This is a genomic window from Actinacidiphila sp. bgisy160 (assembly GCF_965342435.1).
Lineage (GTDB): Bacteria > Actinomycetota > Actinomycetes > Streptomycetales > Streptomycetaceae > Actinacidiphila.
Map to the genome: position 1 here is coordinate 38,501 of NZ_CBDRCM010000020.1, position 22,450 is coordinate 60,950.

A 22,450-nucleotide genomic window follows, 5' to 3' on the forward strand; every position below is an offset into this window, starting at 1 on the left:
TCCCCTTCCCCTGCTCCCGGTCAGTGGAACCGCCCGGGCTCGTAGTCACCGGCCGGCTGACGGGCGATGATGTTAAGCCGGTTCACCGCGTTCATGAAGGAGACCAGGAGCACCAGCGCGGTGAGCTGCTCGCCGTCGAAGTGCCGGGCGGCGCGGGCCCACACCTCGTCGCTGACCCCGGTGCCGGCGTCCGCGACGCGGGTGCCCTCCTCCGCCAGCTCCAGCGCGGCACGTTCGGCCTCGGTGAAGACCGTGGCCTCCCGCCACGCCGCGACCAGATGCAGCCGCACCGGGGTCTCGCCCGCGGCGGCGGCCTCCTTGGTGTGCATGTCGATGCAGGCGCCGCAGCCGTTGATCTGGCTGACCCGCAGCGCCACGAGCTCCTGCGTCGCGGCCGGCAGCGGCGACTCCTTGAACGCCTTGCCCACCGACATGAAGTGCTTGAAGGCCCTGCTCGCGGTCGGGCTGGCGAGGTAGTCCAGTCGAGCGTCCATGGTGTGCTCCTCGGGTGTCGTACGGGGTCGTCCGTGGCCGTCCGTCGTCGGCCCCACGGCTTCACCCCTTGGGACGAGGCAGCCCGCATCCCAGTGACATCGCCCGATGTGAGCTGCGTCTCCCGGCTGATGGACTCTCTCGCCGACCTGGCGGCCGGCGATCTCATGCCGTGCGGTGGGCGGTCCTGATGAGCCAGGGGGTACGGGGTGGCTCGGCCACATCAGGGCGTCTCATGGCAGCCCTCACCGGACTCGGCCTCGCAGGCGCCGCCACGGCCACCGCGCGGGGTGCCTCATCCGTCGTCAGCCCTTCTGAGCGCAAGCGGGGCCGAGGAACGCCCGCGATCAATGAGGGGGGCACCTACGCAAGGGCGGTACGTGTCGCCCCACAGCCGCGAGCCGCGAGCCGCGAGCCGCGGGGCGGTCCCGCGCGAGCGAAAGCGTGCGCAGCCGTACCCATGCGCCCGCGTGCCGCACCCCACGACCCTACGGGGCATGACAGACCTCACCGTCCCCGTCCCGCGCGCCGCACTGCCCGTGCTAGCCGCCGGCTTCGCGCTCGCCGCACTCGTGGTGTACGGGGTCCATCCGCGCGACCGCGGCACATGGGCGCCGGGGACCTTCTGGATCATGCTCGGGTTGCCGCTCGCGGTCGCCCCGCGGCGCCGGTTCCGGCTGACCGGGCTGCTGTGCGCGCTGCCGGCCCCGCACGCCCTGGTGCTGCCGGTGGACGGTCACCACACCTGTGCCCAGCTCGCCTTCGGGGACTGGCTGCGCGACACCCCGAGCCTGTCGCGCAACCCGTACGACCGGATCGGTCACCTCATGCAGGGCTTCGTGCCCGCCGTGCTCGTCCGTGAGATCCTCGTGCGCGCCTCCCCGCTGCGCGGCGGTCGCCGGCTCGCGCCGCTCGTCGTCTGCGCCTGCATGGCGTTCAGCGCGTTCTTCGAACTCCGCACGTCACGAGGGGCCGCGCCCCCAACGGACCGGGGTCCGCCCGGGGGCGCGGCGCCCGCGGCTACACCCACCTGCAGGTGAGCCACTTCTCGTGGTCGTAGAGGTCCTGTGAGGGGTACCGCTCCACGACGGGGACCACCTCCGTGGTGTCCTCGGGCCGGACGCGTTCGGGCAGGGTGCCGAAGCGGGTCCGGCGCGCCACCGCGCCGGTGTCCGCGGTCCTGACCACCTTCACGACCTTGACGGCCTGCTGCGTGCTGGGCATGCCGCTCCTCTCTCTCGCTGTGCCGTCCTCAGAAGACCTGGAGGAAACACCCGCAGGCGACGGTGACGATGGCCACGGCCACCGTGGCCACTTTCATGACGCTGAGCACTTTCACGGGAATCCTCCGGTGGGGGATCGGCGGAGTCGGATACCACCGCGGCTGATGCGACCGTCGCACAGGCTGCATCACCTGTCAAGGTGGTGACGATTGCCGAGCCTGTGACGGCCGCCGCACCATGGCGCCGGCGTCACCGCTGGTGGACCGACCGCGACTGCTGGGACGCCTGGAGCACCTCCGCGGCCGGCTCCCGACCGGGGCCACCGGCCTGCACGTCCCCGTACGGGGAGGCGATGTCCGGCACGTAGCCGTTGGTCCAGGCCGTGCCGCTGCGGATGCGCCGGGCCACGCGCGTGCCGGGCTCGGGATCGGCGGTCCAGGCCGTTCCCGCGAGGTCGCGGGCGGAGTCGTCGGCGAGCCTGACGGCCTCGTGCACGTCGTACGGCGTGATCGACGCACGGGCCCGCAGATCTCCTCATGTGCGCCGGCCGAGGCGTTGTCCACGCGGCCAAGACGGTCGGCCGACGGACCAGCCCCGGTCGAGAGCGACCGGCCGGTGCCGCCCGTCGTCAGCCGGGGGCCCTCGTGCAGGCCCCTGGCGATGCGGCCCTCCACGCGGGCGCGCTGCCTCGCGCTGACGAACGGCCGATCTGTGTGGCGCGGTCCAGCGTGTCGCCCACGCCGGCGCCGTGCGGAATGTCGCGGCGACGTCGCGCAGGAACGGCCGCGGGCCACGGGGATGCGCTTCGCCGAGGCCCTGGGCGGCCGGAAACGCCGACGGGCGGGACCGCTGGTCGCGGTGCCGCCCGCCGGGTGATGTGCCGGGGCGTCAGCGCAGGCCGAAGGCCCGGGTGATCGTCTGCGACACGGTGTTGCCCGCGTCGTCCCGGGCGGTGACCCGGAGCGTGGCGAAGCCCGCGGACTTCGGGGCGCGCAGCCCCGTCTGCCAGCCGCTGCCGCTGCGGTCCAGGCCGGCTCGCTGCCAGGTCTTCCCGTCGTCGTAGGAGACCTCGAGCGAGGGCTTCCCGATGGCGGCGGTCGTGCCGGGCAGGTGCGAGGCGGTCACGGTCAGCTTGGCGTGCCGGTCGGCCTGGCCGGCCTTGTCGGTGGCCACGCCGTAGTCGAGCTGGATCAATGGCAGGGACACCGCCGCCTCGGGGCCGGTGGCCTCGGAGGTGAAGTTCCACTCGGTCAGGGTGTGCGTCGAGTACGGGTGGGTCCAGGCCGCCCGGTCGTTGTCGACGACCAGCCGGTAGGGCAGCCGTTCGGGGGCGAGCCCGGTGATCGGCAGGTACTCGGAGTTGCCCCAGTTGAGCTGCCGGTCGCCCTGGTAGAGCGACATCCAGTCCTTCACGTCGTAGTTGCCGTAGGCCTCGCCGACGTGGCCGGAGCCGGAGTCGCCCCAGCCGGGGGCGGGGATGTAGACGCCGTCGAGGTAGCGGACCGGCTGGTAGCCGATGGGGCCCATCCGGGGGCGCTGGATCGGCCCGAACCAGCTGACCTCGGCCGTCTTCCCGGCCGGGTAGCGCAGGACGTCCATCGCGTGCTGCCCGGTCTCGCCCGCGATGTAGGCGTCGTCCAGCCAACCGGCGTCGGCGGTGACCCAGTCGGTCCGGTCGCCCTGAGCGGGAGCGGTGAGCTGGTTGCCGACCACCCAGCCCTGCCAGACGTCGGGGCGGAACTCCATCGCCTTGCCCTGGCGGTGGTTGCGGAACGAGACGTTCACCTTGCCCAGGTCGCGCTGTGCGACGCGCCAGGTCGGGTCCGTCGGTACCGCGCCGGACCAGTGGCGCACCACGTCGTAGACGTAGTCGGTCGTGGGGTTCGAGGTGACCTTCAGCCTGACCGTGCCGTGCCCGAGTGCGCCGATCAGGTCGGCGCCCTGGTCGGCGTTGAGGGTCGCCACCGTCAGCGGCGCCGGGCTCTGCGGGCTCCACGGGACCTCGTCCCAGGGCTGGAGCCGGCCGATGCCGTCGTTGACGACGACGAGCACCTGCGCGCCCGCCGCCGCGGCGGCCTCCGCCTGCGCCTGGATTCCGGACGCGCTGCCGCCCCGCACCACCACGGCCTTGCCGCGTACGTTCGTGCGGGCCAGTTCCGCGGCCGTGCCCGCACCGGCGTAGACCGCCGTGAGCGTCCGGGTGCCGGCGGGCAGCGGCTTGGAGCCGCGCTTGACCAACGGGTCGGCGTAGGTCCTGGAGGCCGTGCTCACGGTCAGCGCGGGCTGCTCCAGCCGGAAGCGGGCACCGAACTCGAACGTGCCGTCGGTGACCTTCTTGCCGGTCGGGAGCGCCCAGATGCTGTCGTAGGTCTCGTTGGGCAGCATGGACGACTCGACCAGGCTGTTGCCGAAGGACCGGTGGACGTCCAGCCGCGGTGCGACGGGGGTGGTCTGCTGCGGGGCACGCGCCAGGATCTGACGCATCTTGCGGCCGTCGAGGGTGACGGACCGGTCCTGGTCCAGCCGCACGTCGTTGAAGGCGAGCAGCGCCATGCCGAGCGAGTGCGGGCCGTTGGCGCCCTGCACGTCCGCGGTGAGCCAGCCGCTGTAGGTGCCGACGGGCAGCCGCGCCGTGCCGGTGCCGGACTCGTCGAGGTCGATCGTCGTGAAGAGGCCCTCGGCGGTGAGCATGACGCGGCCGGCCAGCGGCTTGCCCGAGCGGTCCTTGGCGGTGACGGTCAGGGTCTGCCGCTGCCCCTCCTTGGCGGCACCGATCAGGGTCTTGGCCCGGACCGTTCCGGTGCCGTCCGTGCCGGTGATCAAGCCGCTGACCGACTGGTCGAGCGGCAGCCGGTCCAGGTCCGCGGTCAGGGAGACCGAGGCCGTGCCGTGCGCCGGGACGGTGACCCTGTCCTCGGAGAGAGTGAACAGCCCTGCCGGGGCCTTCGAGTCGATGGCCAGGTTCAGGCCGACCGCCGCGTCGCCGGTGTTGGTGTACGTCACCTTCTGGACGTCGGTCTCTCCTGGCGTCTGGGGCCAGGCGTGGAAACCGGAGAAGGCACTGACGGTCGCGAAGACCGAGGTGTGGACCGCCGCCGGGGCGTCCAGTCGCCCGGCGCCCGCCTCGTACGGGGAGTACGCGGGGGTGGCCTTGGCGCTGCTGACCAGCGCCTCCTTCAACTGCGGGCCGGTCCAGTCCGGGTGGGCGGCGGCCAGCAGCGCGGCGGCTCCGGCGACGTGCGGGGTCGCCATCGAGGTGCCGCTCATGCTGGTGTAGTAGCCCGAGCCCCGCTTGTAGTGGGAGCGGGCCGCCAGGATGTCGACGCCGGGCGCCGTGATCTCCGGCTTCAGCCCGGCGTCGCCGTCACGCGGGCCGGTGCTGGAGAACTCGGCGAGCCGGTCCGCGGAGTCCACGGCACCCACAGTCAGCGCGGAGTCCGCGGCACCGGGGCTGCCGATGCTGTGCGGACCGCCGTTGCCCGCCGCGATGACGAACAGAGCCCCGGTCTCGCTGCTGAGCCGGTCGACCGCCTGGCTCATGGGGTCGGTGTGGTCACCACCGCCGCCCAGGCTCATGCTGATGACCCTGGCCTTCTGGTCCCGGGCAGCCCATTCCATGCCCGCGATGATCCAGGACTCCTGGCCGCTGCCCTCGCTGTTGAGCACCTTGCCGACGTCCAGGCGGACACCGGGGGCGACGCCCCGCTCCTTGCCGTCGGAGGCGCTGCCGGTGCCCGCGATCGTCGAGGCGACGTGGGTGCCGTGGCCCTGGTAGTCGAGGGTGTCCGGCTCGTCGGGGACGAAGCTGGCGCTGTCGGCGATCCGGTCGGCGAGGTCGGGGTGCTCGGCGTCGACTCCGGTGTCGAGCACCGCGACCTTGACGCCCTCGCCGGTGTTGCCCTCCGCCCAGACCTTGTCCGCGCCGATCTGCGCGGTCGAGTCGGCCAGGTCGGCCTTCACCTTGCCGTCGAGCCAGACCTTGGCGACACCGGCCGCGAACGTCGGCTTCGCCGACCGGGCCGCCGCGCCGGCGCCCCCGGTCAGTGCCGACCAGAACGCCGGGGCCTGCTTGCGGTTCTGCGCGAGGGCCGCGCCCTGGATGCTCTCCAGCCGGTGGACGTCCGTGGCGCCCGCCATCTTCGGCAGCGTCCGGGACTTGGCCGCGGCGTCGGTGTAGCTCACGATGAGCGGCAGCCGGGAGGAGTGCGCGTCGTCGTAACCGTCGGCGATCAGCCGGGTCACGTTGAACAGCTGCTCGTCCAGCTTCCCCGCGCTGACGTACGGCAGGACCGCGTCGGGATAGACGTAGGTGGCGCCGTCGACGACGGCGCGGTGGAAACCGGTGGTGGTCCCGTCCGCGCCCTCGAAGGACCGGATGACCGTCCCGTCGGGTGCGGTGCCGATCGTGACCTTGTCGCCGGTGATCAGGGTGACGGTGTGCGTGCCGCCGTTGCCGGGTGACCGTAGTGCGGCGCCGGCGGCGGGCCCGCGACCGGCGGCGTCCGCGGATACGGCGGCCGTGGCCGGTATGACCCCGAGTGCCAGGACGGCGACCACGCCGAGCGCGATCGCCCCGGACCTGGGCCGGGGGATGTGAACCGTGGGCAAGGGAACTCCTCAAGCCATGTGAAGAGTGGACGGCCATTGATCTTCGAGGCGGTCCATGTCCCCGCTCAAGGGGTGCCAGGGGTCGCTCTTGTGCCATGGCACAGTTGTGTCACCGCGGGGCCGCCCGAACGTCGTCGTGTGCCGACAAGACCCGCTATGACCGGGAGTTCGGGTACACGGCGGGCGAACCACGGTGCGGCCGGGACGTGCCCGCGGGCAGCATGGTGCCGGGCCGGATCTGCTGTGGGACGACGTCCAAGACCTCTTCGGCCCCGACCTGATGGGGGCGCTTCCGGACGTGCACGTGCCGGGCGCCCGCCATGTCCCGCCGGTCGGGAATGGACGTCGTCGACTGCCTGGAGCAGGGGCCGCGGCCACGCGGCGCCGGGTCGACCCGCCCCAACTGGGGGGCGTCGCAGGGCGGTACTTCGAGGACGAGAAGGAAGCCCGGGCGGCCACCGAGGGCTACGACCCGCAGTACCGCACACGCCTCGCCGCGGTCACCACCTCGCTGCTCCGACCCCTCCAGCGACATGGTTGGATGCCCGGATGACGGATTGGTCGCGGCTGAGGCACGCGTACGGTACCGCGGAGGACGTCCCGGTCCTTCTCGCGCGGGTGGGCACCGGGCCGGAGGAGGAGGTCTGGGGAGACCTGTGGTCGCGTCTGTGCCACCAGGGCAGCGTCTATCCGGCGAGCTTCGCCGCGCTTCCCGAACTGGCCGACCTCGGCGGCAGGAAGGACGAGGACGGGGACAACGCCCTCGTCCTGGCCGGGGCGATCGTCGCGGCGGCGGACGAGGGGGAACGCCGCGACCACGCGGGCAGCGTCGAGCGCCTCCGGGCCCTCGCGGGCGACCGGGTCCGCCGGCCGGCCGAGCCCGCGCTCTACGTCAACCTCCTGCAGGCACTCATGGCCTTCGACGGGGATCGCGTCTGGTCGTACGCGCTGGAGGGCTTGATCGACGAGGTGTACGAGGTCTTCTGCCCCGCGTGCGACATGGGCGTGTTCGTCTCCATCGGCGAGGCGGGCCACTTCTCCGCCGTGGGTGACCACGAGCCTGGCGACCCCGGCGCGACGCCCCTGCGCCCCGCCGCTCCGGCCGAGTTGTCCGGGCCGGCACGGGTGCTGTACGACTCCGCTGTCGCCGCGCGCATGGATCCGGTCGCCGTCGGCCTCACCCACCTCTTCGGCACGGGCACCTGCGGTGAATGCGGTGCCGAGTTCCCCGTCGCCGCGCAAGTGGCGGACGTCCACTGATGACGAGCCCCCTGACCGACCGCGCCCGGAGTGCCGCGGGGACAGCCGCGGGTTTCGACCTCCGCCCCGCGGGCACGCGCCGGGTGAGAGGTCGCGGAGGTGCCGTGATGAGCGCCGCAGAGAAATGCAAGGCGAAGATGGAGCAGGTCGTCGGGAAGAGCGTGCGGAAGACAGCGCACGCGATGCACAAGGAGAAGCTCGCCGCGAAGGGCGCCGCCCTCGAATCGCGCGGCAGGATGCGGGGCGCGAAGGAGAAGACCAAGGACGTCTTCAAGCACTGACTCCCCTCCGGTACCGGAGCAGCCCGGTCGTGGCGCCGGCCAGGCTGGGAGGGTGATGCGGGCGAACACGACGGTCGCCGGCGGTGTTCCTCGAACCGCACGACCGGACGGCCACACCTGGCCGAGAGCCTGCTCGCCACCATGCGCGGACCACCGACGAAGGCGGCACCGCCTCAGGTTCCACTTCGCGGCGGAGCCCGACGGCACCGTCGGCGGCATCGGCTCCCAGCGTGGTCTGAGCGCACCCGCCGCGGCGGGGACGTCTGGTCAGTGCGGCTCGCCGGGCTGTCCCGGATCGAGCGCCGCCGCCAGGAAACGCTCCCGGTCGACGACGGCACGGTCGATCTCGCCCGTCGCGACCAGCCGGCCCGCGTCGTCGAGGGCCCCTACCCGGAAGGTGAGGCGCCGTCCCCTGGGGGAGGGCGGCGGCTCGGCGAAGACGTCGACCTTACCCCCGACCGGCGTGGCGTGGACGTGCTCGATACGCAGCGCCGTCCCCACCGTCGTCTGCCCCGCCGCGGTGAAGGCTGCCGCGGCGTGCACCGTCTCCGCCTCCATCCAGGCGATGAGGCGGGGCGTGGACAGTACGGGAACGTCGCCGCTGCCCGCCGCCGTCGCGGTGTCGGCATCGGTCACTTCGTGGCGCATGGCACCACGCTAGCGCGCCGTTCACGCCTGCACGGATCGGCGCCGTTGCCCGCTGTCCCGGTCGTGGCGCCCGGGGCCGGGTCAGGCCTGGCCCGCGGCGGTGCGGGTGTCGCCGTGGGCCTGCTCGATGCGCCGGGCGGCCTCCTCGGCGGTGGTGCCGGTGAGCAGCATCACGATGGCGGTCTTGGCGTGGCCGCCCGCGGCGCTCAGGGCCTCGGCGGCGACGTCGGGGTCGGCGCCGGTGGCCTGGACGACCATGCGCCGTGCGCGGTCGACGAGCTTGTTGTTGGTGGCGCGCACGTCGACCATGAGGTTCCCGTAGACCTTGCCGAGGCGGACCATCGAGGCGGTGGAGAGCATGTTGCAGACCATCTTCTCGGCGGTGCCGCCCTTGAGCCGGGTCGAGCCGGTGAGGATCTCCGGGCCGGTGGGCACCTCGATCGGGATGTCGGCGTAGCGGCTGACGAGGGCGTCGCGGTTGCAGGCCACGGAGATGGTGACGGCGCCCCGCGTCGCGGCGTGCTTGAGGCCGCCGATGACGTAGGGGGTGCGGCCGCTGGCGGCGAGGCCGACGACGGTGTCCCGGTCGCCGATGCCGATTTCGTCGAGGTCGGCGATCGCCCTGGCGGGCTCGTCCTCGGCACCCTCGACGGCCACGATGAACGCGCCGGGGCCGCCGGAGAGCAGGCCGACGACCTGCTCGGGAGCGGTGCCGAAGGTCGGCGGGCACTCGACGGCGTCGAGCAGGCCGATGCGGCCGCTGGTGCCGGCGCCGAGGTAGACGAGGCGGCCGCCGCGGCGCAGGGACTCGGTGATGGCCTCGACGGCGGTGCCGATGTCGGGGAGCGCCTCACGGACGGCGAGGGCGACGGTCTGGTCCTCGGCGTTCATCACGGTGAGGAGCTCGGAGACCGGCATGCGGTCCAGTTCGGCGGTCCGCTCGTTGCGGGTCTCGGTGCCGAGTGTGCTGAGGTCCACGGCGCGGTCGTCCTTTCGGTGGTGCTGGGGTGTGGTGCGGGGCCGGCGGCGGTCAGTCGTCGGCCGGGGTACGGCGCTGGGCCTGCGGGCGCCTGCGGCGCTGCACGGCCCCGTAGGTCTTCTGCAGGGCCGCGGTCGTGGCGTCGTAGGAGCGCTGGGCGACCCCGACGAACAGGCAGTCGATCACGGCCAGCTGGGCGATCCGGCTGACGGTGGCGCCGGACCGGAAGGGGGTCTCCCGGGCGAAGGTCGCGAGCACCAGGTCGGCGCTGTCGGCGAGCGTGGAGCCCGGCACGTTGGTCAGGGCGATGGTGGTCGCGCCGCGCTCGGCCGCCGCCTGGAGGGGCTCGACGGTGTCCTCGGTCTCCCCGGAGTGGGAGATGGCCACGGCCACGTCGCCGGGGCCGAGGAGGGCGGCGGCGGTCAGCGCCGCGTGGCGGTCGGTCCAGATGAACGCCATGTGGCCGATGCGGTGCAGCTTCTGGTGCAGGTCCTGGCCGACGAAGGCGCTGGCGCCGACGCCGAAGATGTCCACCCGCCGGGCGCCCGCGACGGCGTCGACGGCGCGGCCGAGCGCCTCGAGGTCGAGTCCGGCCCCGGAGTCCTCCAGGGCGCGGACCTCGTTGTAGACGATCTTGTGGACGATCTGTTCGAGGGTGTCGGTGGCGCTGATGTCGGTGCCCGGGGCCGGGCGCTCGCCGCCGAGCGCGTGCTCGCGGGCGGCGGCCGCGGCCAGCGCGAGCCGCAGCTGGGGGTAGTTGCCCAGCTTCATCGTCCGGCAGAAGCGCATGACGGTGGCGACCGAGGTGGCGGCCCGTTCGGCGAGGGCGCTGATGGACAGTTCCGCCGCCTGTGCCGGATCGGCCAGGACGCTCTCGGCCACGCGCCGCTCGGAGGGGGCCAGGCCGGGCAGGGCCGCGCGGACGCGGGTCAGGATGTCGCCGCCGGAGGCGGACTCCTGCGCGGGCTGCGCGAAGGTGCGGGTCGGGTCCTGGGAGGCCATGGGCGGGTTCCCTCCTGAGTGGGTGGCGTCAGCGTAACCACGCCCCGTCGGTCACGTCAAAAATTTACGTGATGCATTTCGTGAAGTTACTTATTGACATCCGGAGCTCTGCCTTCCGATACTCGCTGCACCGCGATCCGCGCCGGTCACCGCCGACCGTGACCACCCGACGTGCCGGATCCCGTACGACACGAGGGTTGCCGCATGACAGCAGCAGTGGCCGTGGACCTGGGGAAGACGGGCTGCCGTGCCGTGCTCATCGGCACGGACGGCACCGCCGGCCCCGTCCACGAGGTCCCGGGGTCTCCCGGGCTCGCTGCCGAGGGCGGTGTCGAGGCGGCGCGTGCCGCCGTACGCGCCGCCGTCCTGCCGCTGATCCGGGAGCACCACGCCCAGGGCCGGCTCGCCGCCGTCTGCGTCGGCGCCGCCGGAGCGGCCGCGGCACCCGAGGCCGCCCGCACCCTCGCGGAACTGCTCCTCCGGGACCTGCCCGCGGACGAGGTCGCCGTCACCAGCGACGCCGTCACCGCCCACGCGGGCGCCCTGGGCGGCCGTACGGGCGTGGTGCTGGCCATCGGCACCGGCTCGGTCGCCATCGGCATCGGCGAGGACGGCTCGTACGCCCGCGTCGACGGCTGGGGCCCCTGGCTCGGCGACGAGGGCAGCGGCGCGTGGATCGGCGTGACCGGCCTGCGGGCCGCACTGCGCGCCCACGACGGACGCGGACCGGACACCGCCCTGCTGGCCGCCGCCACACGGCGCTTCGGGGACCCGGACACGCTGCCCGCGGCACTGGCCGCCGGTGGCAACCCCGCCCGCACCGCGGCCTCCTTCGCCCCGGACGTGGCCCACGCCGCGGCGGCCGGAGACCGGGTCGCCGGGATCATCGTCGGGGACGCCGCCACCGCACTGGGCGAGGCCGTGCTCGCGGCCGCCGCCCGGATCACCGGTGAGGTCCTGCCCGTCACCGTCACCGGCGGGCTGACCGGCCTCGGCGAACCGCTCATGGCGCCGCTGCGCGCGGCGCTCGAGGGCTCCGCGCGACCGCTGAGCCCGCGGCCCCCGCTCGGGGACCCGCTGGACGGCGCGCGCCTGCTGGCACGGGACGCCACCGTGCCGCACGAATCCCATGTCGTCCGAGTCCGCCGGACGACGCCCCCACCATCTGTCCCCATCACGCCGGTGACCCCGCCGGCTGTTGCTTAGGAGCGAGCGTGCGCCAACTCGACCTCGTCGTGGTCGTCGTGTATCTGATCGCCATCGCGTGGATCGGACTGCGACTGGCCGGACGGCAGAAAACGGCGAAGGACTACTTCGTCGGCGAAGGGCACATGCCCTGGTGGACCGTCTCCTTCTCCGTGGTGGCCACCGAGACCAGCGTGCTGACCGTCATCAGCGTGCCCGGCGGCGCCTACAGCGGGCAGGGCTTCGGCAACGTCGAACTCGCCCTCGGCTACGTCATCGGCCGCGTCGTCGTCGCCACCGTGCTGATCCCCCTGTACAAGCGCGGCGGGTTCGTCAGCGCCTACCAGTACCTGGGCGACAGATTCGGGTTGAAGCTGCAAGGGCTCGCCTCGGTGACCTTCGTCTTCACCCGCCTCCTCGCCGAGGGCGTCCGCCTGTTCGCCTCCGCGATCCCGATCAAGCTGCTGCTCGACGAGTTCGGCGTGCACGCCGGTTACCGCCTGATCATCATCGTCCTCACGGTGATCACCGTCGTCTACACCTACCTCGGCGGCATCAAGGCGGTCATCTGGACCGACGCCATCCAGATGGGCCTGTACCTGGGCGGCGCCATCCTCGCCATCGCCGTGCTCTCCGGCCACGTCGGCGGCAGCGGCTTCTCCGACGCCCTGCACTCGGGCCATTTCAAGCTGTTCGACACCAACTTCGACCTGGCGCACGTCCTCACCAGCCCGTTCGCCCTGCCGACCGCGATCATCGGCGGCGCCATCTTCGCGATGGCCAGCCACGGCTCCGATCAGCTGATCGTCCAGCGCGTGCTGGCCACCCGCTCCCTGCGCGACGGCCAGAAGGCCATGATCGCCTCCGGTGTCTTCGTCACCCTCCAGTTCGCCGCCTTCTCGCTCGTCGGCGCGCTGCTGTGGTCGTACAACAAGGGCAAGAGCTTCTCGGACCTGGGCCTGACCAGCTCCGACAACCTCTACCCGAACTTCATCCTGCACGGGCTGCCCGTGGTGATCTCCGGCCTCCTCGTGGCCGGCATCCTCGGCGCCGCGATGGGCTCCCTGTCCTCCGCGCTGAACTCCATGTCCAACTCGACGGTCGCCGACATCATCCACAGCTTCTTCCGCAGCACCCCGTCGGAGGAGTCGCTGCTGAAGCTCGCCCGGGTGATGACGCTGGTGTGGGCCGTGCTGATGGCCGTCTTCGCCTGCGCCTTCAGCACCAGCACGGGCAATGTCTACCTGACCGGTCTGACCATCGCGGGCTACACCTACGGCGCGTTGCTCGGCGCCTTCCTGCTCGGCAGGATCGTCAGGCGTGCCAACGAGACCGACTCGATCGTCGCGTTCCTGGTCACCGTCGGCGTGATGACCTACGTCGTGCGCTCGGTGAAGATCGACGTCACCGTGGCGGGCGCGACGGTGCCGACCACGATCGCCGCCCAGTGGCTGGTGCCGCTCGGTGTCGTGATCACCCTGGTGATCGGCGGTGTGATGAGCCTGTTCCACAAGGCCCCCGAGGTGCGTACGGCCGGGATGGCCGACGGCGGCCCGGAGTCCGGCTCCGGCTCGGGTCGTGTCGCGGCGGGTGCCGGCGTCGAGTGAGGACTCCCCGGGGTGGGGGCCGCCGACGGGCGGCCTCCACCCCGGGACCGCACGACCGCACCGGACCGGACAGTTGGGAGAAGCCATGCGCGTGATCGGCCTGATGTCGGGCACCTCGTACGACGCCATCGAGGCGGCCGCCGCCGACCTCACCCTGGACGGCGAGACCCTGCTCATGCGGCCGCTCGGCCACCTTTCCGTGCCCTACGCCGACGACCTGCGGGACCTCATCGGTGCGACGCTGCCGCCCGCGACGACGACCACCGAGGCCGTGTGCGCACTGGACACCGGTGTCGGCCAGGCCTTCGCCGGGGCCGCGGCACGCGCGCTCGAAGAGCTGTGCGGGGGCGCCGCCGACCTGGTCGTGTCCCACGGCCAGACGATGCACCACTGGGTCGAGGACGGCGTCGTCCGCGGCACCCTGCAACTGGGCCAGCCGGCCTGGGTCGCCGAGGCCACCGGACTGCCGGTGGTGTCCGACCTGCGCGGCAGGGACGTCGCCGCGGGCGGCCAGGGCGCCCCGCTCGTCGGGATGACCGACACCCTGCTGCTGCGCGGGCTGCCCGGAGTGCCCGCGGCCCTCAACCTCGGCGGCATCGCGAACATCACCGTCGTCGCCCCCGCCGCCGAGCCCCTGGCGTTCGACACCGGCCCCGCCAACGCCCTGCTGGACGCGGCCGTACGCCACTTCACCGGCGGCGCCGCCGCCTTCGATGAGGACGGCCGCCGCGCCGCCGCCGGACGCACCGACCCCGACCTGCTCGAGGTCCTCCTCGACGACCCCTACTACCGCAGGCCCGCACCGAAGAGCACAGGCAAGGAACTCTTCCACCTGCCCTATCTGCAGCGGGCCCTGGCCGCCGTGCCCACACCAGGAACCGACGACGTCCTCGCCACCCTGACCAGGCTCACCGCCGTCACCGTCGCCGACGCCTGCCGGGCGCACGGGGTCACCAGCCTGGTCGTCTCCGGCGGAGGCGCCCGCAACCCGGTGCTGATGCGCATGATCGGCGAGGAACTGCCCGGCGTGACGCTGCGCCCCAGCGACGATTTGGGCCTGCCCTCCGACGCCAAGGAGGCGCTCGCCTTCGCCGTGCTCGGCTTCCTCACCGTCAACGGTCTGCCCGGCACCCTCCCTTCGGGCACCGGCGCCCGCCGCGCCACGCTGTTGGGCAGCATCACCCCCGGCCTGGCCCCGCTGCGGCTGCCCGAACCTGCCGCACGGCCGCCCCGCCTGCTGCGGATCACCGACCCCGCCCGCTGACCGTCGGCCGCCGTCGCGTCGTACCGTCGTACCCGAGGAGCCATGAGCACTGCCGCCGCCACTCCCGCCACCACGTCCCGCACCGACGACCCCGGACCGGCCGGGTGGCTGACGGCATGTGTGGCCGACGCCTCACGGGTCTCCACCGACGTGCCCCGCAGGGTCGCGGCCGCCCACGACGCCTCGCCGTACCTCTTCACGCCGCAGGCCGTGGTGCGCGCCGCCTCCGCCGCCGAGATCGGCGCGCTCATGGCCGGGGCGCGCCGGGCCGGCGTGCCGCTGACGCTGCGCTCCGGCGGCACCAGCCTGGCGGGGCAGGCCGGCGGCGACGGGATCCTGGTCGACGTCCGCACGCACTGGCGCTCCGCCGAAGTCCTCGACGAAGGCAGGCGCATCCGGCTCCAACCGGGACTCACGGTGCGCCAGGCCAACGCACGCCTCGCCCGCCACGGCCGCCGCCTCGGCCCCGACCCGGCCAGCGAGAGCGCCTGCACCATCGGCGGGCTCGTCGCCAACAACTCCAGCGGCATGAACTGCGGCACCCAGGACAACGCCTACCGCACCATGGAGTCGTTGCAGTTCGTGCTGCCCTCGGGCACCGTCGTCGACACCGCCGCCCGCGACGCGGACGCCGCGCTGCGCGCCCACGAGCCCGACCTCCACGCCGGACTGCTCCGGCTGCGCGACCGGGTCCGCGGCTCGGCCGCCTCACGCGCCACCATCGAGCGGCTGTTCGCGATGAAGAACACCATGGGCTACGGGCTCAACTCGTTCCTCGACCACACCGAGCCCGCCGAGATCCTCGCCCACCTGATGATCGGCAGCGAGGGCACCCTCGGCTTCGTCGGCGAGGCCGTCTTCCGCACCGTCCCCGTGCTGCCGCACACGGCCACCGGTCTGCTGATCCTGCCGGGCCTCGCCGAGGCGACCGACGCCCTGCCCGCGCTGCTGGCCGCCGGTGCCCGCACCGCCGAGCTCCTCGACGCCGCCTCCCTGCGCGTCGCGCAGCAGGCCGCCGACCCCGTCGAGGAACTGCGCGGGCTGCGGGTGGAAGGCCACGCCGCCCTGCTGGTGGAGTTCGCCGAGGACAGCGCCGAGGCACTCGACGCCACCGTGGCCGCCGCCCGGCCGGTCCTGGACCGGCTGCCCGCGGTCACCGGGTCCGCGCTCACCCGCGAGGCGGCCGTGCGCGGCCGGCTCTGGCACCAGCGCAAGGGCCTGTACACGGCCGTAGCCGGGGCCCGGCCCGCCGGGACGACCGCGCTGCTGGAGGACATCGCGGTGCCCATGGAGCGCCTGACCGGCGCCTGCGAGGGCCTCATCGGCCTTTTCGACCGGTACGGCTACCAGGACGCGGTCATCTTCGGCCACGCCCGCGACGGCAACCTGCACTTCATGCTCACCCAGGACTTCGACACCCGCGCCGAGACCGAGCGCTACGCCCGTTTCACCGACGCGATGGTCGACCTCGTCCTGGACGCCGGGGGCACCCTCAAGGCCGAGCACGGCACCGGCCGCGCCATGGCCCCCTTCGTCCAGCGCCAGTACGGCGACGAGCTGTACGACGTCATGCGCGAGCTGAAGCGGCTCTGCGACCCGCACGACGTCCTCAACCCCGGCGTCCTGCTGACCGGCGACCCGGCCGCGCACCTGCGCGACCTCAAGAGCGTGCCCCCGGTCGACCCGGCCGTCGACGCGTGCGTCGAGTGCGGCTACTGCGAACCGGTCTGCCCCACCGCCGACGTGACCACCACGCCCCGGCAACGCATCGCCCTGCAGCGTGAGATCGCCCTGGCCACCGCCGCGGGCGACGAGGAGCGCCGCCGCGCCCTGGAGGCGGACTACGCGTACGCGGCCGTCGACAGCTGTGCGGCCGACAGCCTCTGCGTCACCGCCTGCCCGGTCACCATCGACACCGGCGCTGTCATGAAGCGCCTGCGCGCGCGGCGCCACAGTCCCACCGCCCAGCGCCTGGGCAACGCCACCGCCCGGCACTGGGGGAGCGCCGTCAACGGGGTGCGCGCGGCGCTCAACACCGCTCACGCGCTGCCCGCCCCGGTCACCCGGGCGGCCACCGGCGCGGTCCGCAAGCTCGGGGCGACGGAACTGGTGCCCAGCTGGTCCGGTGACGTCCCGCGCGGCGGCCCGGCCCGCCCGGCCCCACGGCACCCCGAAGGGGCGCGAGCGGTGTTCTTCGCCGCCTGCATCGGCAGTGTCTTCGCCCCCGAGGGAGAAGGCGGCGGAGCGGCCGCCGCCTTCCTGCGGCTGTGCGAACGCGCCGGCGTCCAGGTCATCGTCCCGGAGGGTCTGACCGGCCTGTGCTGCGGCACGCCGTGGCAGTCCAAGGGCTACACCGACGGGCACCGCACCATGGCCGGCCGGACGCTGGAAGCGCTGTGGGAGGCCGGCGACGGCGGACGGCTGCCGGTCGTGTGCGACGCGTCCTCCTGCACCCACGGGCTGCAACAACTGGCCGACATGCTGCCGGAGTCCGACCGCGCCCGGTTCCAAGCCCTGCGCTTCGTCGACAGTGTCGCCTTCACCGCCGAGCACCTGCTGCCCGCCCTGCCCGCCCCGCGCCGCATGGGCAGCATGGCCCTGCACCCCACCTGCTCCACCGTCCACCTGGGCGTCGACGACGCCCTGCGCCAGGTCGCGGCCGCGGTCAGCGAACAGGTCACCGTCCCCGACAACTGGGGCTGCTGCGCCTTCGCCGGGGACCGCGGTCTGCTCCACCCGGAGGTCACGCGGTCCGCGACGGCCGCCCAGACGGCGGAGATCACCGCGGGCACGTTCGACGCGTACGCCTCGTGCAACCGCACCTGCGAGATGGGCATGAGCCGTGCCACCGGCCGCCCCTACCGGCATGTCCTGGAGCTGCTGGACGAGGCGACCGCCTGACGGGGCGACAGACGACCGGCGGGCTCAGTGTCCGCCCAGCCCCGGCAGGCACGTCCCGTCCGCGGTGCGCCCGACCACCTCGGCGTGCGCCTTCCCCCCGCCGTCCACGGTGCCGTTGACGCACACGCGCCCCTCGCCACCGCCGACCAGCACATCGCGCGGGGGGTCGAAGTGGGCACCCCTCACTTCGATCTGAGACGGTGTCAACGACAGGGCTCGCGCTGCCGCCGCGCGCAGCGCGTCCTGCGAGGTCCCCGAGGCCGCCAGCCGAGTCAGGGCCGCCGCCAGTGCTTCCGCCTTCGGCGCCGCCTGTCGGCGTTGCTCCTCGGTGATCGGCAGGGGACTGCGATAGGCGTGGTTCTCCGCGACCCGCTGGTTCCAGTCGAAGGTGATGCACGGCGAGGGTTCCGCCTGCGGCGCCTCCGGCGGCGGGCAGAAGCCCTTTCCCACGGGATCCGGGCCCCCGGCCCGTGGGTCGGCGGCCGGATCGGCGCATCCCGCGAGGGCCGCGAGCAGGACCAGCGCCAGTGTGCCGGCGAAGCGGCGGCGTGCGTGTGCCATGGCGCGATCATGCCATGTGTCGTGGACGCGGTGGCGGGCGGCGCCGCGTCCAACGCCCCGCGGTCAGCCGGGACGTCACCGCTCGGCACCCCGTGCGAGGCCGGCGGCAACGTGCCGGCCCACCCGGGCTCCGGCACCGAAGCCTTGCTCCACGGCCCGGTCGCGGATGCCACGCCGGGGAGCGCGTCCAGACGCGAGAGCAGCGGCCTTGCGGCCTCGGCTGCCTCACCGGCCCCGATCCCCGCCGCGCGCTCGAGCTCGTCCCGGGCGGACCCGCCGGATCCGGCCGTCAACAGCGCCGGCAGCGGCCACACTCCCGCGGCGGAGAACACCGTCTCCTGGCTCTGCACCCCCGGCGCCGACCGGGATTCCCCCAAGCTCAAATGGGGCTCAACAGGACGGACAAGCCATCGCCCTGCGGCTATGATGCACGTCACGTGGTGACAGACGGGGGAGAGCCGCTGTGGTGGAACTCGGGATCTTTCTGCTCCTGCTCACGTCCTTCGTGACGTACCTGGTCGTCAAGCTCCTGCGCCGCGGCAACCGCCCCACGGAGAACGCCGACGGCCTGCTCATCGAGCAGTCCCGCCGCCGGCAGGCCCATGATGACCGTTGGACGTACAACTCGGCGTCCGTGCACAACGCCCCGCTGACCCACTCGCCGGACGTCTTCCGACCCTGACCGACCGTCACACCCCCGCCCGCAGCAACACCGTCAGCCCGACGGCCGGCACAACCCGGGGCCGCTGCAGACCGGCCGCGCCACAGCCGACGGCCTTCAGTGATGAGTCGGCCATGGGAGTGCTCCCTTCTGCTGCCCATGGTCTACGCGTACCCCGGCCGTGGTGACGCATGGCGGCTCCGGCGTACGGCGCAGTCCCGGACACCGGTCGGCGTCCCGGACCCGCCCGTCGGGAGTGTGTCGGTCCGGGCGACCCTCTCGCAGCCCACACCCCCTCCATGTGAGACGCGGCGCACAACGCGGCATGGTGCGCGGTGCCGGCCGCGTCCACGCGTGGGTCCCCGCCGTGGTGCCACGGCGGGGACCTCGTGAACCCGGTTCAGACGGCGGCGCGGGTGCGCTGCTTGGCGGCGCTGATGACGTCGGGGCGCCGGCGGTGCTGCCGCTCGTAGTCCATGGCCTGCCGGGCCACCAGCGGTTCGGCGCCGCGCAGCCGAGCGGTGATCTGATCCGGGCTCATGGTGTCGTAGCCGGGCCAGGGCTGGTTGCCGCGCAGGTTCTCGATGGCGTTCAGGATGCCGACCCGGTCGCCGTGCTCGCGTTCGTAGTCCTCGATGACGGAGAGGTCCGCCTGCGAGAACATCCGCAGCCGCTGGATGATCTCGGCGACGGGGAGCCGGTCGTAGTCCGCCAGCGGGAGGTCCACGTGCCGGGCCATGGGCGGGTGGGCCTTCGGGGCCTTCCCGGCGGGCCGGGATGCGTCGGCGGCGGGACGGGGCGCCGGCTGCGTGCCCGTCCAGACGGCCTGGAGCCGCTGGGCCGTGGTGCGCAGCGTGCGGACGGCCGCGTCGGCCAGGCCGGCCGCGCCGTGGGCGTGGTGACCGTTGCCGGCCGCCGTGGTGGCCACGGCCAGCGCCTGTTCCTCGACGCTGGACTCCAGTTCGCGCAGGAGCTGTTCGTCCTGGCGGCGCAGCGTGGTCAGCAGCGCGGTGGCACGGTCGTCCTGCGCGAGGGTGGCGATGCTCTCGCCCGCACGGCAGGCCGCGAGGGCCCGCGCGGTGGCGGTGTACTCGTCCTCGGTGTTCTTCAGCAACTGGTGCTCGTCGGCCCGTGCCCGTCCCGGCAGGACGCCGCGGACCATGCGGGCGCCGACGTGCAGGGGCGCCATGGCCGTGCGGAGCGCGCCCGCCGACGCGGTCCGGACCATGTCGCCGGTGTCCCGCAGCAGATGGCGCGGCCGCATGTCGCGGACGTGGGTGTCGATGCGGGCGATGTGGTGCTCGGTCTGGGCGGCATGACGTTCCAGGGTCTGCCGATGGGGACCGACGGGGGTGACGGCCATGTCGGCCCGGAACCGGTCGACCACCGCGGCGTGTGCCTCCCGCACATCCTCGAGCGCTGGTATGAGCGCATCCGTCGTCAATGTCATGCCTGCTCCCTTGTGGGGTGTCGTGGCGGCCGTGAAGGCCGCCGTGGCGTGCGGCGGCGCCGCCGGGTGGGGCGGGCACCGGCACCAGCGTGGGCGAAGCGGATGAAGATCGCCCGGCGAGGGGACGCGGGGCCGGGGCCCGCGCCGGCGCCCGGCGCCGGTCCCTGCGGACTGCCGAGGGGCGCCCCGGCCGGCGGCCCGGTTAGCCCGTACAGGTGACGGCCCCATGCCACCGCGTGCGTGGCGGGCCGGGTTCGAGGGCCTGGGGGGCTGGGTGTTCCCGACGGCGCGTGCGCGTGCACGTGCACGGCGGCCGCCGTCCGGGGACGACGGCCGCCGGTGCTCGTACCGGACGCGCCGTGGCTCAGCCCGAGGCCAGGCGTCGCGCGGCCTCGGCGATGTGCGTACGGGAGATGCCGGCGGCGTCCAGGAGTTCCTCCGCGGTGCCGGAGCCGGGCAGGTCACGGACGGCCAGGTGGGCGAAGGCCGGGCCCTGGCGGCGCGCGGCGAGGGCGGACAGGACGGCCTCACCGAGGCCGCCTTCGGGGTGGTGGTCCTCGGCGACGACGAGGGCACCGGTGTCGCCGGCGGCGCGCACGAGGGCGTCGGCGTCCACGGGCTTGACGGAGTACAGGTCGATCACCCGGGCCGTGATGCCCTCGGCGGCCAGCGCGTCGGCCGCGGCCAGGCACTCGTGCAGGGTGACCCCGGCGCCGACGAGGGTGACCTGGTCCTCGCCCGACTGCCTAAGCGTCTTGGAACCGCCGACGGGGAAGCTCTCCTCGGGCCCGTACAGCACGGGATACGCGCCGCGCGTGGTGCGCAGGTAGGAGATGCCGTCGAGGTCGGCCTGGGCGGCCGTCAGCGCGGCGGCGGAGGTGGCGTCGCTGGGGTAGAGCACGGTGGACCCGTGGACCGCGCGCATCATCGACAGGTCCTCCACGCCCATCTGGGAGGGGCCGTCGGCACCGATCTCCACGCCGCAGTGGCTGCCGGAAAGAGCCATGGAGATCTGCGAGATGGCCGCCATGCGGATGAAGTCGTGGGCCCGGGTGAGGAACGCCGCGAACGTCGCGGCGTACGGACGGTAGCCGCGCACGGCCATGCCCACGGCCGAGGCGATCATCTGCTGCTCGGCGATGTACGTCTCGAAGTACCGCTCGGGATAGGCCTTGCCGAAGTCCTCCGCGTGCGTGGAGTTGCCGACCTCGGCGTCCAGGACCACGACGTCGGGGCGGGCACCCACGGCCACCAGCGCCTTGCCGAAGGCGACCCGGGTGGCGACCTCGTCCCCCCGCTGGAAGCGCGGCAGGTCCATGGGCGTCGTCGCGGTCACCGGCGGGCGCGGCGCGGCCTCGGGCGGCCGCGGACCACGGACGGTCAGGTGGCGCAGGCCGCCCAGTTCCTCGATGGCGTGCTCCGCGAGGTCGGGCGGCAGCGGCTTGCCGTGCCAGCCCTCGTGGTCGGCGACCTCCGGGACGCCCTGTCCCTTGACCGTCCTCGCCACGATCACGGTGGGCACCTGACCGTCGGCCGCGGTGGTCAGCGCCCGGTCGACGGACTCGAGGTCGTGCCCGTCGACGACCAGAGCGCGGCAGCCGAACGCCTCGATGCGGCGGGCGTACGCCGCGGTGTCCCACTGGAGTTCCGTCGGGCCGCGCTGGCCGAGCCGGTTGACGTCGACGATCGCGACGAAGTTGGGCAGCTGCCGCTGACCGGCCTTGTCCAGGGCCTCCCAGACCGATCCCTCGGCCATCTCGCTGTCGCCGCACAACACCCATACCCGGTACGGCTCGTGCTCCAGGTCCCGTCCCGCCAGGGCGATGCCCACGCCGTAGGCGATGCCCTGGCCAAGCGACCCGGTCGCCACGTCCACCCAGGGCAGGACGGGGGTGGGGTGGCCCTGGAGGCGGGCTCCGAAGGTGCGGTAGGTCGTCATGAGCTCCTGCTCGTCGACGGCGCCCGCGGCGTGGAACATCGCGTAGAGCAGGGGAGAGGCGTGTCCCTTGGAGAAGATGAGGTGGTCGTTGGCCGGGTTCTCGGGCTGCTGCCAGTCGTAGCGCAGGTGACGCGCCATCAGCACCGCCATCAGATCGGCGGCGGACAGGCTGGAGGTTGGGTGGCCCGAGCCGGCCGCGGTGCTGGCCCGCACGGAGTCCACACGGAGCTGCTGGGCGAGTTCGAAGACCTGTTCCAGGTCGCTGTCGGGCCCGATCGGGTGGGCGGCGGCTTTCTGGTCCGTCATGACGGACTCCCTCTTCGCGCGGGGACTCTGCTTACCTGATGCCTGCTACCCCTCCCGGGCGCGAAGGTGCGCCTCGCCCGCCG

The 22,450-nt window shown here is 73.5% G+C and carries 19 protein-coding genes; 9 read left to right on the forward strand and 10 right to left on the reverse strand.

Annotated elements, in window-relative coordinates; genetic code table 11:
- Positions 1 to 20: 20 nt before the first annotated feature.
- Positions 21 to 494 carry a carboxymuconolactone decarboxylase family protein gene (locus ACRWNP_RS17920; protein WP_431962433.1) on the reverse strand — a complete coding sequence of 158 codons (474 nt, stop codon included), beginning with the start codon at positions 492 to 494 and terminating at the stop codon, positions 21 to 23.
- A gap of 495 nt (positions 495 to 989) precedes the next feature.
- Here ACRWNP_RS17920 and ACRWNP_RS17925 point away from each other — a divergent pair, with 495 nt between their 5' ends.
- Positions 990 to 1,532, forward strand: a complete 543-nt coding sequence (locus ACRWNP_RS17925; RefSeq protein ID WP_431962435.1) for a DUF2238 domain-containing protein — start codon at positions 990 to 992, stop codon at positions 1,530 to 1,532.
- On the opposite strand, the gene ACRWNP_RS17930 is transcribed toward ACRWNP_RS17925, so the two are convergent.
- From ACRWNP_RS17930 to ACRWNP_RS17940, 3 genes are all read right to left on the reverse strand, one after another.
- Positions 1,513 to 1,716 carry a hypothetical protein gene (locus ACRWNP_RS17930; protein ID WP_431962437.1) on the reverse strand — a complete coding sequence of 68 codons (204 nt, stop codon included), beginning with the start codon at positions 1,714 to 1,716 and terminating at the stop codon, positions 1,513 to 1,515. The genes ACRWNP_RS17925 and ACRWNP_RS17930 overlap by 20 nt on opposite strands.
- 248 nt (positions 1,717 to 1,964) lie before the next feature.
- Positions 1,965 to 2,210: an aldehyde dehydrogenase family protein gene (locus tag ACRWNP_RS17935; RefSeq protein ID WP_431962439.1), complete on the reverse strand. Its 246-nt coding sequence runs from the start codon at positions 2,208 to 2,210 to the stop codon at positions 1,965 to 1,967.
- Positions 2,211 to 2,603: 393 nt separating this feature from the next.
- Entirely contained in the window at positions 2,604 to 6,323 is a 3,720-nt protein-coding gene (locus ACRWNP_RS17940) for a S8 family serine peptidase (RefSeq protein ID WP_431962441.1), read from the reverse strand.
- A 193-nt stretch (positions 6,324 to 6,516) separates the two neighbouring features.
- Here ACRWNP_RS17940 and ACRWNP_RS17945 point away from each other — a divergent pair, with 193 nt between their 5' ends.
- The 3 genes from ACRWNP_RS17945 (at position 6,517) to ACRWNP_RS17955 (ending at position 7,864) form a co-directional block, all read left to right on the forward strand.
- Complete coding sequence (locus ACRWNP_RS17945; RefSeq protein WP_431962443.1) at positions 6,517 to 6,876, forward strand: hypothetical protein; 360 nt, start codon at positions 6,517 to 6,519, stop codon at positions 6,874 to 6,876.
- Positions 6,873 to 7,583: a hypothetical protein gene (locus tag ACRWNP_RS17950; protein ID WP_431962445.1), complete on the forward strand. Its 711-nt coding sequence runs from the start codon at positions 6,873 to 6,875 to the stop codon at positions 7,581 to 7,583. Before ACRWNP_RS17945 ends, ACRWNP_RS17950 begins: the two co-directional genes overlap by 4 nt.
- A 107-nt stretch (positions 7,584 to 7,690) precedes the next feature.
- On the forward strand, positions 7,691 to 7,864 hold the full coding sequence (locus tag ACRWNP_RS17955) for a hypothetical protein (RefSeq protein WP_431962447.1): 174 nt from the start codon (positions 7,691 to 7,693) through the stop codon (positions 7,862 to 7,864).
- A 267-nt stretch (positions 7,865 to 8,131) separates the two neighbouring features.
- On the opposite strand, the gene ACRWNP_RS17960 is transcribed toward ACRWNP_RS17955, so the two are convergent.
- From ACRWNP_RS17960 to ACRWNP_RS17970, 3 genes are all read right to left on the reverse strand, one after another.
- Positions 8,132 to 8,512 carry a thioesterase family protein gene (locus tag ACRWNP_RS17960; protein WP_431962449.1) on the reverse strand — a complete coding sequence of 127 codons (381 nt, stop codon included), beginning with the start codon at positions 8,510 to 8,512 and terminating at the stop codon, positions 8,132 to 8,134.
- Between the two features lie 81 nt (positions 8,513 to 8,593).
- Positions 8,594 to 9,490 carry an N-acetylmuramic acid 6-phosphate etherase gene (gene murQ, locus ACRWNP_RS17965; RefSeq protein ID WP_431962451.1) on the reverse strand — a complete coding sequence of 299 codons (897 nt, stop codon included), beginning with the start codon at positions 9,488 to 9,490 and terminating at the stop codon, positions 8,594 to 8,596.
- 52 nt (positions 9,491 to 9,542) lie between these two features.
- Positions 9,543 to 10,493: a MurR/RpiR family transcriptional regulator gene (locus tag ACRWNP_RS17970; protein ID WP_431962453.1), complete on the reverse strand. Its 951-nt coding sequence runs from the start codon at positions 10,491 to 10,493 to the stop codon at positions 9,543 to 9,545.
- A 204-nt stretch (positions 10,494 to 10,697) separates the two neighbouring features.
- Here ACRWNP_RS17970 and ACRWNP_RS17975 point away from each other — a divergent pair, with 204 nt between their 5' ends.
- The 4 genes from ACRWNP_RS17975 (at position 10,698) to ACRWNP_RS17990 (ending at position 17,450) form a co-directional block, all read left to right on the forward strand.
- On the forward strand, positions 10,698 to 11,699 hold the full coding sequence (locus tag ACRWNP_RS17975; protein WP_431962455.1) for an N-acetylglucosamine kinase: 1,002 nt from the start codon (positions 10,698 to 10,700) through the stop codon (positions 11,697 to 11,699).
- Positions 11,700 to 11,707: 8 nt separating this feature from the next.
- Positions 11,708 to 13,285 carry a sodium:solute symporter gene (locus tag ACRWNP_RS17980; RefSeq protein WP_431962457.1) on the forward strand — a complete coding sequence of 526 codons (1,578 nt, stop codon included), beginning with the start codon at positions 11,708 to 11,710 and terminating at the stop codon, positions 13,283 to 13,285.
- A gap of 85 nt (positions 13,286 to 13,370) precedes the next feature.
- Positions 13,371 to 14,549, forward strand: coding sequence for an anhydro-N-acetylmuramic acid kinase (locus ACRWNP_RS17985; RefSeq protein WP_431962459.1), 1,179 nt, complete (start codon positions 13,371 to 13,373; stop codon positions 14,547 to 14,549).
- A gap of 42 nt (positions 14,550 to 14,591) precedes the next feature.
- On the forward strand, positions 14,592 to 17,450 hold the full coding sequence (locus ACRWNP_RS17990) for an FAD-binding and (Fe-S)-binding domain-containing protein (protein WP_431962461.1): 2,859 nt from the start codon (positions 14,592 to 14,594) through the stop codon (positions 17,448 to 17,450).
- Between the two features lie 24 nt (positions 17,451 to 17,474).
- On the opposite strand, the gene ACRWNP_RS17995 is transcribed toward ACRWNP_RS17990, so the two are convergent.
- Entirely contained in the window at positions 17,475 to 18,011 is a 537-nt protein-coding gene (locus ACRWNP_RS17995) for a precorrin-3B C(17)-methyltransferase (RefSeq protein WP_431962463.1), read from the reverse strand.
- A gap of 463 nt (positions 18,012 to 18,474) precedes the next feature.
- On the opposite strand from ACRWNP_RS17995, the gene ACRWNP_RS18000 reads away from it, so the two are divergent.
- Positions 18,475 to 18,693 carry a hypothetical protein gene (locus ACRWNP_RS18000; RefSeq protein ID WP_431962465.1) on the forward strand — a complete coding sequence of 73 codons (219 nt, stop codon included), beginning with the start codon at positions 18,475 to 18,477 and terminating at the stop codon, positions 18,691 to 18,693.
- A gap of 379 nt (positions 18,694 to 19,072) precedes the next feature.
- Here ACRWNP_RS18000 and ACRWNP_RS18005 read toward each other — a convergent pair whose 3' ends face one another.
- Complete coding sequence (locus ACRWNP_RS18005) at positions 19,073 to 20,122, reverse strand: hypothetical protein (protein ID WP_431962467.1); 1,050 nt, start codon at positions 20,120 to 20,122, stop codon at positions 19,073 to 19,075.
- A 364-nt stretch (positions 20,123 to 20,486) separates the two neighbouring features.
- Positions 20,487 to 22,367: a transketolase gene (locus ACRWNP_RS18010; protein ID WP_431962469.1), complete on the reverse strand. Its 1,881-nt coding sequence runs from the start codon at positions 22,365 to 22,367 to the stop codon at positions 20,487 to 20,489.
- Between the last annotated feature and the right edge of the window lie 83 nt (positions 22,368 to 22,450).